Source organism: Paenibacillus sp. OK076 (assembly GCF_900110055.1).
In the GTDB taxonomy this organism is placed as follows: domain Bacteria; phylum Bacillota; class Bacilli; order Paenibacillales; family Paenibacillaceae; genus Paenibacillus.
The window spans coordinates 3,383,715-3,395,626 of the sequence record NZ_FOCH01000001.1 but is presented as its reverse complement, the minus strand read 5'-3'; the positions used below and the strand labels follow the sequence as shown (position 1 = coordinate 3,395,626).

The following is an 11,912-nucleotide window of genomic DNA, read 5'->3' as shown; positions in this document are numbered from 1 at the left end:
TATTACCGGGAAGCTTTGCTATCATTTCGAAGAAATCCACAAGTTCAGGAGGATACCCATGTACAAGGTCATGATTATTGATGATGAGTCGTGGGCGATTAAAGGAATTCGCAACGCCTTTGACTGGGATAATTACGGTTTTGAAATTATAGGCCAATTTACAAGCGCTTACAAAGCGTGGGATGCTATTCTAGCAGAGAAACCTGACTTGGTATTTACGGATATACGCATGCCGGACCTTTCCGGACTTGATCTCATGAAGAGAGCCAAATCGCATAATCTGGACACTGAGTTTGTCGTCGTTAGCGGATACGCGGAATTTAAATATGCCCAGGAAGCGCTGCGCTTCGGCGCGCTTAATTATTTCCTGAAGCCTTTGGATGTAGATATGGCAGATTCATTTATTGAGGAGCTTGCCATGCATTTCTCCAAAAGAAGCGCGGCACGCAATCAGCTCCTTCTGGATGCGCTGACCTCGCCCAATGAGGAGGAGATCAAACGTTATTTGCCTCTTCCGGGTAGCGGGGAGGTATGTTACTACCAAGTGCTTTCTATCGATTTCGCAGGCGGCAACAAGGATTTCGGAAAGCTGCTCTCTTTGGAAGAAAAGCCTGTTACGGCTGTGGTCGTTGAATCCGGAACGAGTAAAAGGCTGATTGTTCTGATAACGGAACATAAAGCTTGTTTGGAAGAACTTTGGGATGAATTAGTCGCGAACAATACTGGCATGAATACGGTGGGCGTCAGCAGCATTTCCAGTCAGCTAACGCATATGAGCAAGCTGATTAAAGAGGCGGATCTGTCTGCCTCACAGGTTTTTTTGAACGAAATTGGAAGGGTCGTTCATTACGAACCGAAGGTTCATTTGGTGAAACCATGTATCGAAGAGATTAATCGGATCGTTCGGGAGGACCAGCCTGGCGACATGGATGCGTACTTAAACGGGCTGCAGGCATACTTCAAAGAACAGCAGCTCGGCATGAGCGAGGTTGTCTACTTATGGAACCAGGCAGTCGGGATCCTTATAAACGCCTACGCCGAAGAATTGAAGGATATGGAAATGGAATTCCTCAATTATTCCGAGATTAAAGAACGATTCGAACACTTCGAATCTTTGTGCAGCTTTTTGCATGACGTCCTCGCTTCCATTACGCAAGGGAACAACCGACCGTTGCAGGAAGGGGACATTGTATCTTGCTTTAACCGAATGGTAGCCTATATCGACGGTCACTATGAACAGAAATTGTATTTGAAAGATTTGTCCGCCCAGTTCTATATTAATCAGGTGTATTGCTGTCAATTATTCAAGAAAAATTTGGGCAAAACCTTCTCCAAATACGTGTCGGAGCTCAGGATTAAGAAAGCCCGCGAGTTGTTGAGGAAAACGGACCTGTCGATCGAGGAGATCGCCATTCAGACTGGGTATGTGGAATACTACTATTTCAATAAGGTTTTCAAGAAACATTGCGGAATAACGCCTTCTAAATTCAGAAAAAGCAGTTAACGATGAACGGAGCGGCAGGCCATGAAGACCAGTAGACTGAAATTGAAACATCAGATATGGCTTATCTTTTATTTCGCTATCGTTATATTTACAGTCATGGTGTTGTATTTCTTCAATAGCTTCTCTCATCTAACCCAGAATAGGGCCGCCAATTTTGGAAACCAAATGATAGAGCAAACGCGAAGCAAGATTGATACCGTGTTTAATGATATCCGGGTCAGCACCGGCATTGCGGTCAACAGCAAACTGATTCAGGAATATACCGTAGTGGATGATGATTACAAAAGGGCGTTTGATAGCGGTAATTATGCACTGGATCTCATGGATTATATGAGATCCTTTAATTCGTATGTGAGCGGAATTGTCATTGATGACGTTCGGGGGAAGCAGCTTTACAGTCTGGATTCCTCGGGCGGCGATATTTTCTTTCTAAAACGTTACGAAAGCTTTATCCGGACGTATAAGAAGGACCCTTCGCTTCGGGAAAAGGGGCAGTTCACCACTACTTTAAAAGACGATAGCACGGGATCGGAACAGTTTTTTTATATCGCGCCGATTTTGGAATCTATTGGTGGCATCTATTTCTCGCAAATAACGGGTTACTTCACCGTAATGGTTAATATGGACAAGCTTCAGGGGCTTGTGGAAAATACGGAATTGACGCCGCACTCCACTTTGTACATTCTGGACAGCCAGGATGAGGTTATTGCGTCCACGAATGCCAAGACACGAGGCATGTTGTTCAAGGATGTACTGTCTATGAATAAGGACAACCTGCTTAACGGCGTGAACACAACCATCGACGGGGAACGTATTCTCGTTCAGGTCAAAGGTTTGGAGCAGGCGGATGGGTGGCGAATTGTTAGTTTGATTCCGGTTCATGAACTAACTGCGGACATGAACCCTATGAGGAAGGTCAGCATTATCGTGGGGATCGGGATTATTCTCATTCTGATTATGATGGGCATTTTCTTCATGAATAGCCTGATGAATCCGGTGATGGGGCTTGTTATGGATATGAAGAGGGTAGGGAGAAGGGACAGGGGCTTCCGAATTAAAGTCCGCTCTACCAATGAAGTAGGCTCGCTGGCTCGCGATATCAATCGGATGATGGATGAGATGGAGGAAATGACAAGGGATATGTTTAATACCCAAGCCAGATTGTACAAATCCGAGCTCAGCCAGAAGCAAGCGGAGTTTTCTGCCCTGCAGAGCCAGATCAACCCGCATTTCCTGTATAATACGCTGAATTGCATCAGCAGCATCGGATTGGAATACGGAAGCAGGGAAATCGCGCAAATGACGTCAAGCATGTCCAAAATTTTCCGGTACAGCATCAAGCAAGATGAGCTTGTGCAGATCAAGGAAGAAGTGGACTGTATTCAGGCCTATATAAAGATTATCTCTATTCGGTATGATAATAAATTCTCTATGAACGTGGATGTGGAAGAGCGGCTGCTTGAGTTGAGAACTCCCAAGATGATTCTCCAGCCTATTGTCGAGAATTCCGTCTATCACGGGCTCGAGCGGATGGACCAAGGGGGGCGGCTAGAGGTTACCGGGAGCATGGATGAGCAGGGGGATGTGTGCTTCTGTATCAGGGATACCGGAAAAGGAATGGAACCGGAGGAACTGGCCGCTCTCCAGGCTAAGCTGGACACGGATTATCCGGAACGCGCGCAAGACGGCCAACCGTCGCAAAGCATCGGATTAACCAATATCCATAACAGGCTTCGGCTCCTTTTCGGAGAGCGCTATGGGATCACCATAGAAAGCCGGATTGGCTATGGAACAACTGTAGTCGTTAAGATTCCGTCATTGGAATAGCAGGCAACTAGTAAAGGCCTGAATGGCGTATTCAGGCCTTTACCTTTATTCAGCGGGCTGAATCCGGATCGACGCTTGCGACAGGCAGTTGGTTATCATGAGATCCACTCCTCCGTCAGGGTGGCTTGTGCATACGACTTCGCATCCTGTGCAGTTAGCCTCGTATTCGAATCCTTCGGCCAGATTGACCCGTATATGAAAGGGCTGATCGGATTGTCCGGCGTAATGAAACTCTGCCTCATATTCCGTAAAGTCATCCTTAATGCGTTGCTGCAGCATCCAGACGTTAAAGCCTGTCGTAACCTTACCCAACTGATAATAGGACGCAAACCAATTGATGACAGGCGCCGATAACCCTCCGAAGTGATGCCAGCCTGCGCCGCGTCCCGACTGCACGATAAAATGCTCGTAACAATTGTAAGTGGCTTCGTTCTCGCGTTTCCATAATTCCAGCGCCGTGTTTGCAATACGGTAAGCGAGGTCCGGATAACCGTAATCGAACATCGTTTTCCAGAAAAACCACTGATGAGGCATCCAGACCGCACCGTTCCAATAACCGTCTGCCCGATAATACGGGGCGCTTTGATCAACGGTGGATAAGCCGATTGGCGTCCAGAAACGTTGTTCGTCAAACAAGGCTTCAATCAGACGCCGGGCACGGTCTTTGCTGCAGATCCCTGCCAGGAGTGGGTATAAACCATCCATCCCCCTATTGTAATTCGCTCCGGAGCCGTGATGCAGAAGACCTTCGTATTCTCCTTTTTCGTTATGCAGCACATAGCCGTAATAGCCGGTCTCCTCATCCCAGGCATAAGCGTCAAGGGCATTGCTCCATCTACGGATATCCTTCTCGTATTCCTGGATGTCTATATCCCAATCATCAGAAGATGCCGCCGCCATCCTAAGGATTTTGGCGATTCGTATGAGCTGACTCGTCGTAATGACGGGAGCTGCTTTATTTTCTAATTTTTGCTCATGCACGTATTTTTGAGGAGGGTAGTCATCCCATCCCCCGGAGTTATAGAAATAATCCCAGGTTTGAAGCAGACCGGTTTGAAATACGTCCGTTGTTGAACCATTCAATTTGCCTGCAAGGAATAAGTAGTATTGCCGTAATCTCGGGTAGAAATAGTTAAGGAACTCTGGAGACTGCTTGCGGTTCCATAACTCGTGGAACAAATAATGCTGCACGGGAACCGGGCTGCCGTGATGAATAAAGGCTGCTTCAGGATCTCCCGGCTCCGTCATATAAGCATTTAAGCAATCAATCGCCCGGCTGTCATCGAGATCGGCGAAGCCAAGTCCGATAAACCCGGAATCCCATGTATACAGGGAATCCCACCATCTCCCCGGCGTGTTGTGACGAATAAATTGTCGCTTGGTGTAGACCGGGAAAACCGTATTAGTCAGCAAGGTCGCCCGCATGAGCTGCTGGCTGAAGGAATATCGGTCGCCCGAAGGATAAGCGGGAGGAGACTCCAGCTTTTTGCGTTCCGCTAGATAGATAGACTCGCAGCTGCTGGCATCCAATGCAAAGCATGCCAGACGGGCATGTACTTCTTCCAAAGTCCCGCCGCACACCAATCCGTGAAGAACAAGGGATGAAGCCGGGTTTAGGGGAATAGGACGCATAAACACATTCGTATAATTTCCTTTTCCGTTGCCTTGCAAAATAGCATTCACATGATTGTGCACCGTGTGACGGGCGAAATGATCAAGCTCGTCCGTTCTGAACTGTCTGATCTCCGCATCGGGATAATTCCACAACAAGCCGTAATAGCAGGGGTTATCCGGATAATGAAGAATAAGACTGCCGGGAACGGGACCTTCCAGTAGTTTCGGTTCCAAGCCCCAAGGGAGATACACGAACGCAACCTCTTCGGAAGTCTGCTGCTCGACAAGCGTAAAGCCGTCAAGAACAAGCGGGTTAGCACTCCGCGTGCGAAGACTAACGGCAACTTTTCCTGCAGGCAAGTTCCCGATATGCAGTTCTGACAACGTTAAGCTGCCGGATGGTTCCAGATGAAGCCGGTACTTCTGCTCCCCGAGCCGAAGCTCGAGCTCCGCTCCTCGAATGGCTTGACCGCGCAGCAGGAACACGGCGTCCTTCAGGGAGGTCTCGAGGTTTATCTCATATCGGAGCAGATCTCCGGGATCCGTTCCGAATGAACCGCCAACAGCCGATCCGCCCGTAAAATGCTGTCCGCGAATTTCCCCGCGCGCCAATCCGGCGTAGACAAGACCGTTTGCAGGCCGTGGCTTGGCAAAGATCAATTCCTTGTAATCCAGCGCATTTACCCATTTTGCTCCATCAGGAAGCCGTGCTTCCGCGAAGATTTGGACTTCGCCGTGTCCCGGCAGCCGGGGAGGCTGGAGCGAAGCCATCGCGTGCAACACCAGATTTTGCGGATACTCCGTTTGATTGGCGAAGTTAAGGCGGATAAGCCGACTCTGCTCATCAATCCGGCTGAACGATATATCCGCGTAGACGCGGTCCTTCCATTCGAGTTCATGACGATGGGAGAAATGGCTGAAATCCGGCGAAGCCTCCCAGGGATGATAGCCGGATTCCCATAAGACATTAGGAATGTCTATTTTTCGCCGATAGAATCCGGGCATTAAGCTTAAATCAAATCGAACGCCTTTCGACGGATCGTTAATGTGGGAGATACCTATATATTGCTTGGCATAAGGTCCCCAGGAAGGCAGGTTCAAGTCATGATTATTGGAAAGACGCTGATAGTCATTCATGTCGGACGGCTCCTTCGGCTATGGCATTTTCTCTTTATTGTAAAGGCAAGGTGCCCGAAAAAGCCTCTTGATAGCCGATTCCTTTGTCTTGAAAACGGACATTCATGATACGATAAAGGCACTATAGCCAATGTGGAGGCAGGAAAATGACGGTGAGTTTCAGTGCTTATGACAGGGAACAGGTCGATTACGCCGATCCATATTTTCGCATGAAAATATGGAAGATTAACCACCAAAGTTTAACCTCCGAGGAATACGGACCATGGCACTATCATGAGGAAGTGGAGTGGATTGCTGTTCTGAAGGGCACGATGGCCATTGAAACAACGAATCATCATTATCCGCTGCAAGGCGGCGACGTGATGCTGTTAGGCTCAAATGAGCTTCATCGATCCTATAAATACGGAACTTCCGAACTGATTTACATCGTGTGCCACGTTGATATGACCGCTTTTATGGACCCGTCCCTGCTGACGTATTATGCGGCTTTTACGGGCAAATCCGCCAATCTGACGACGCTGTACGAGCCGTTAAGCAAGTCCGGCTCAAAGGGACAAGCCTTGGAGTTGCTCAATAGAATGCTTCAGGATATTACGGCCAAGAAAAGAGGATACGAGCTCGCCGTTAATGCCAGCTTCAAAATGCTTTTGTATACGCTGATTCAAATCGATGACAGGAAGGTTATTGCGCCGATGGACCCGCATCTGGCGGAAAAACTGCGGCCTGCGTTAGCGCTGATTGAGCAGCAGCTCGAGACATCCTGCCTGATCGCCGATATCGGCAAAGAGTTGAATTACAACGGCAGTTATTTTTCCAAGCTGTTTAAGAGAGGAATGGGAATGACGTTTACGTCTTATGTGCAAATGCGGAGGATGAAGCGGGCCGCGCAGCTTCTACTCACGGAGTCTTGGTCGGTAACCGAAATCAGCGGCAGAGTGGGATTTGCAAGCCCGGCTCAATTTTATCAGTTGTTTAGAAGACATTTTGGTTGCTCCCCGAAGCAGTTTATATGCCGTCATGGACGGGATAACGGATCGATAGGGGAATATTCGCTCATGCAATGGGAAAGCGGAGACTGATGCGTTTTTACCGCAGAAAACAAAAAAAATCAGCCCTTATTCCTTATGGAATAACGCTGGACTCGTATAGCTATTTTTGGACCCACGATAAATACATAAATGAACAAGCAAATGATGGATCGGCTGATTGTTGTCAAGCTTCTCACAACTTCCGGGAGTTTGCGCCGAGCCGTCGCCTGGCGTCGCATGTAGCTGCCTACTGGACGGTGGATTTCCTGCCGGTACCGGGAAATCCGGGGCATCGAGTCATCCCCGATGGCTGTGTCGATATTACAGTGGACCTGCTCGCTTCATCAAGCAGGCAGGCCGCTTATGTCGTAGGGCTAACGACACAAGTCGAAGTTATGAACTTTACAATAGCACGCTCGGTATGGGGCATCCGGCTTTATTCGGAGTCGGCCCGCACGATCCTGAAGTCTCCAATATCGACATTAGCGGCAAATCGTGTGTTTTTGGAGGATCTCTGGGGACAAGAGGCTCTGGATTGGGTCGAAAAGCTGCTGACTGCCCAATCGTTACCAGACAGGATCGAGGTCGTCGAGCAGCAATTGGGCCAAATACTGGCTGCGACCGAGGCGCCTGCTCCCACTTTGGTCTACCAGAGCATGCAGTATATATACGAGGTCAAAGGTAATCTTTCCGTAACGGATTTGGCGGATAAAGTGAATTTCAGCGAGAGGCATCTGCGAAGGGCTTTTGAACTGGAGCTTGGCCTAAGCCCGAAGGAGATGCTCGGAATCGTCCGCTTTCAAAGCGTTCTTGAGGAATTGAACAGCGGAGACTATTTCAGCTTGACGGATTTGGCCCTTCAACACGGGTACTACGATCAGTCACACTTCGCTGGCGTTTTTAAACGATATTACGGACTTCCACTTAAACGGCTGACCAAGCAGGAGTGAGGAAGTCCGTTTTTACTATTTTGCAATGAGGGACAATTACTATAATGGGATTGAAAATCAAACAAGGAGAGGGGAGCTGCAAAGCATGACGGTAAAGTTGAAACGAGTCGCGATTTACGTAGAAGAGATGAAGAGGTCGTTGGATTTTTATAGCGTGCTGGGGCTGGTTATTCCGGACGGCGCAGACGAAGCGCATCACGTAGACGTGGAGCAAGAAGGAATTGTGTTTGCATTCGATATGCTGGAATCGGTAAAGAGTGTTTTTGAAGGCTGGGAAGATCCTGTCGGCTACCGGACCGAGCTCGCTTTTCAGTTCTCCAGCAACGAAGCGCTGGACGACGTGTACCGTCAGTTGACGATGCTTGGGTATAACGGATTCCTCGAGCCGCGAGATACACCGTGGGGAGAGCGATATGCGATCATTAAGGACCCCGATAACAATTTAATCAGTCTCGTCGCTTAGCGAAGAGAAGGAATGCGCCATTAAACAACTAGCAAATGGGAAGCACTTATGGATTGGCCAACCTTTCGATCCATCTGTTTCTCACTCTATTTACACTGCTTTACATTGAACATAAATAGCCCATTGCCATGTAAAATTGGAAAATAAAAGCTTCCAAATTACGGTGATGGGCTCATTTGCATTTTTCAAAGTACTACACTACATTAGACTCCTACCGTCGTCGCTGAACTGATATGATATTGTACGTAAAGTCGACGAATTGGGTCGTGTTGTTATTCCAATCGAATTGCGCCGTACCCTTGGTATTGGCGAGAATGATGCTCTGGAGATCTATGTAGACGGCGAGCGTATTATGCTTAAGAAATACGAGCCTGCTTGTATCTTCTGCGGCAATGCAGAAAACGTATCCTATTTCAAAGGCAAAATTGTTTGCCATAATTGTTTATCTGCAGAAAAATAGTACCTATCAGAAGCGGCTGTTGAGCTAATGCAACTTTAGTTAAATAACCCATTACCGGCGGGGAATCCAAAGTATTCAAATCCAACTAGCGAAAACAAACAATTCAAAAAATATGTAGACCAGTTGTAGCTCGATTAAAAATATAAAAAAAATCAGCGTTACCGAATTAAAACGGTAACGCTGATTTTTTTTTTGGACAGCAGGAGTGCATTTTTATCATCTCTTCAAATCTTTATTTTTTTGCAAAAATCATTTATAGAATTACATTTTAATCAAAATTCATGAGCGTATAATACTTTACATGAGATCTCTGTTTAAGATTACCGACAGAGACTCCTGTCGAATCACATTTGTGCTGAGCGGAGACCACATGGCCGTAGAGAAAGATTTCAAGGAACAATGCGTGTCAATTCATAATCGGGATTACAGGACAAGACTACGCATCCATATCAGCTAGGCAGCAGTGGCGAAGACAGCTTCTAGGAGGAGGTCAATATGTAACGATTGATTCAATAGGTGATTCAGTAATGAACCATTCAAATTCCATTAATTTGTAAGCGCTATCTTGTAACGAGGGGAGTAAACTGTCAAGTCAACTACAGAAGGAGGTTGTATTATGAAAAAAACTAAAAAATCTAATTATGTATTGTTTTGCTTTTCGATTGTATTTTGCTTGATTGTATCTTTACCGGGACTAGCAAATGCTGCTCCAATTCACGCTGGTCCACAATTTGTGGATGGCTATTATGCAGATCCTGACGTACAGATATATAATGGCACATATTGGGTGTATCCGACTCGTTCGACTCAAGTTGGTGAATCCGACACTGGCGCAAAATCGGTGGACATCTTCTCTTCAACAGACATGGTCAATTGGACCAAATACTCGAATGTCATAAGCTCGGCCAATATATCATGGTTGCAACACTCCTTGTGGGCGCCGAGCGGGGCTTATCGCGATGGGAAATACTACATCTATTTTGCTGCTAACGCAATCAATGGCGATGGACAATTAGGCGGAATAGGCGTTGCGGTCGCTGATAATCCACAAGGTCCATATACCGATGCGATTGGCGCCCCCCTTATCAACGTTGTACGAAATGGTGCAGGCCCAATGGATCAAGATGTATTTATAGATGATGACGGTCAAGCGTACATGTATTATGGCAGTTGGGGCGAGTGTAATGTTGTAAAACTTAACGCGGACATGAAGTCTTTGGGAACATGGTCTGACGGAACCGTCTATAAGAAAGTTACGCCCACTAAAACGGGCGATAATGATTATTTTGAGGCGCCTAAAGTGTTCAAGAGAAACGGGATATACTATTTGACTTATGCTGCAGGCGTTTGGGCAGATTCATCTTATAAGGTCATGTATGCAACGTCCAGCTCTGTAACAGGACCATTTGTACCGCAAGGTATTATGTTACATACCGATACGACAACAGCAGATGGACCTGGTCATAACGGTATTGTTCAATCACCTACAACAAATGATTGGTACATTTTTTACCATAAGCGTTATCTGAGCAGTTCACAACGCGTACTGGCATTTGATAAATTTGAGTTTAATGCTGATAATACGATAAAACCAGTCGAAATGTCAGAAGAAGATACCTTTGATGACAGTACTGATACGGGATGGACCAAATATGGCGGTGCATGGACCGTATCTGGCGGCCAGTATAATGTAGCATCAAATCCGGGTGCCAAGGCACTTTTGGATACCAATTTCTCAGATGTAATTTATGAAGCTGATGTGACACCGGGGTCAACCGGCAATGCGGGTCTGGTATTTAGAGTATCCAATCCTGGAACGGGTGCGGATGCTTACCAAGGCTACTATGCTGGACTCGATGTTCCCAATCAGAAGGTTTTGATCGGAAAGGCTAACAACAATTGGACATCGCTTTCCACTGCTTCTATGAGCTTAACGGCTAATACAAAGTATCATGTTAAAATCGTCGCACAAGATGCTTCCATAAAGGTCTATGTTGATGATATGACGATACCTAAGATTAATGTAACGGATGCAACCTATATTGGGGGCAGTGTTGGTCTTAGAACGTATGATTCAGCTGCCAAATTTGATAATATTTCAGTTCAAAGCAGCCGATATGAAACAGAAAATTTATTTGTAAGCGCAACCTCTGGCGACAAACACACCATGTTTGGGAATGGAACCGGTCGAGACCTAAATTTGAGCGGTGGATTTGGAACTGCACTAGACGCCAATGCAGTCAACGACTTTGTGACATACACGGTGAATGTGCCCGAAGCGCGAAGCTATAGTGTAAGGGTCGGCGTGAAAAAGGGAGCGAACAGAGGGCAGTTTCAATTGTCTGTAAACGATGTCAGTCATGGTCTGATTCAGGATTTATATTCCTCTGCATTTAACTATGTAGAACTGAATGTTGCTACTATCACCTTCAGCTCGGCAGGCGATAAATCTTTTAAGTTTAACGTTGCAGGTAAAAATGGCTCAAGTTCAGACTACGATCTGTTAATTGATTACATTAAACTAATACCAAACTGAAGCAAAAATGCAAAGGTATATGTAATTAGAAGTTAAGCAAAACACCTATGCCTATAGCGAGGCCACTGAAAAGTAAACTAATCAAATCGATCTGCACCAGGACGCATACCGATAGCAGATCAACAATTACGTGAGGCAGCTGCCGGCCAAAAGCTGGCCGCGCGTAGCCGTGAGCCAGTTGCAGGGAGTCTCGGCCGGCAGAGGAGGCATACTGACGATGAAAGCATTTATTCTTTACCGAGATGGTGTAATTAATGTTGGTAGCAGCATTAACAAGAAGAAGGAGTTTATCCTGATTGCTGGTGTACCTGAGGTTAAATACGGAATTTGTGAAAATGTCTGCGAAAAATCAAGCAATCAATGGAGCTGACCGTAAAGATCTTAAAGCGGTTG

At 46.6% G+C, this 11,912-nt stretch carries 9 protein-coding genes; 8 read left to right on the top strand and 1 reads right to left on the bottom strand.

What is annotated here, in order from left to right; translation table 11 throughout:
- The first annotated feature begins 58 nt into the window (after positions 1-58).
- Positions 59-1,504, top strand: coding sequence for a response regulator transcription factor (locus tag BMY78_RS14990; RefSeq protein WP_090900064.1), 1,446 nt, complete (start codon positions 59-61; stop codon positions 1,502-1,504).
- A gap of 21 nt (positions 1,505-1,525) precedes the next feature.
- Positions 1,526-3,331, top strand: coding sequence for a cache domain-containing sensor histidine kinase (locus BMY78_RS14985; protein ID WP_090900061.1), 1,806 nt, complete (start codon positions 1,526-1,528; stop codon positions 3,329-3,331).
- Positions 3,332-3,376: 45 nt separating this feature from the next.
- Here BMY78_RS14985 and BMY78_RS14980 read toward each other — a convergent pair whose 3' ends face one another.
- Positions 3,377-6,082 carry an MGH1-like glycoside hydrolase domain-containing protein gene (locus BMY78_RS14980; RefSeq protein ID WP_090900059.1) on the bottom strand — a complete coding sequence of 902 codons (2,706 nt, stop codon included), beginning with the start codon at positions 6,080-6,082 and terminating at the stop codon, positions 3,377-3,379.
- A 146-nt stretch (positions 6,083-6,228) separates the two neighbouring features.
- Between BMY78_RS14980 and BMY78_RS14975 the strand changes: the two genes are divergently transcribed.
- From BMY78_RS14975 to BMY78_RS32845, 6 genes are all read left to right on the top strand, one after another.
- On the top strand, positions 6,229-7,161 hold the full coding sequence (locus tag BMY78_RS14975; protein WP_090900056.1) for a helix-turn-helix domain-containing protein: 933 nt from the start codon (positions 6,229-6,231) through the stop codon (positions 7,159-7,161).
- On the top strand, positions 7,143-8,060 hold the full coding sequence (locus tag BMY78_RS14970) for a helix-turn-helix domain-containing protein (RefSeq protein WP_090900053.1): 918 nt from the start codon (positions 7,143-7,145) through the stop codon (positions 8,058-8,060). Before BMY78_RS14975 ends, BMY78_RS14970 begins: the two co-directional genes overlap by 19 nt.
- Before the next feature lie 85 nt (positions 8,061-8,145).
- On the top strand, positions 8,146-8,523 hold the full coding sequence (locus BMY78_RS14965; protein WP_090900050.1) for a VOC family protein: 378 nt from the start codon (positions 8,146-8,148) through the stop codon (positions 8,521-8,523).
- Positions 8,524-8,761: 238 nt separating this feature from the next.
- Positions 8,762-8,983, top strand: a complete 222-nt coding sequence (locus BMY78_RS14960; RefSeq protein WP_090900048.1) for an AbrB/MazE/SpoVT family DNA-binding domain-containing protein — start codon at positions 8,762-8,764, stop codon at positions 8,981-8,983.
- Positions 8,984-9,599: 616 nt separating this feature from the next.
- The gene (locus BMY78_RS14955) at positions 9,600-11,519 is read left to right on the top strand and encodes a family 43 glycosylhydrolase (protein WP_090900044.1); all 1,920 of its coding nucleotides are present in this window, start codon (positions 9,600-9,602) and stop codon (positions 11,517-11,519) included.
- A 217-nt stretch (positions 11,520-11,736) separates the two neighbouring features.
- A complete protein-coding gene (locus tag BMY78_RS32845; protein ID WP_177185745.1) occupies positions 11,737-11,889 on the top strand; it encodes a hypothetical protein in 153 nt (50 codons plus the stop codon).
- Positions 11,890-11,912: the final 23 nt, after the last annotated feature.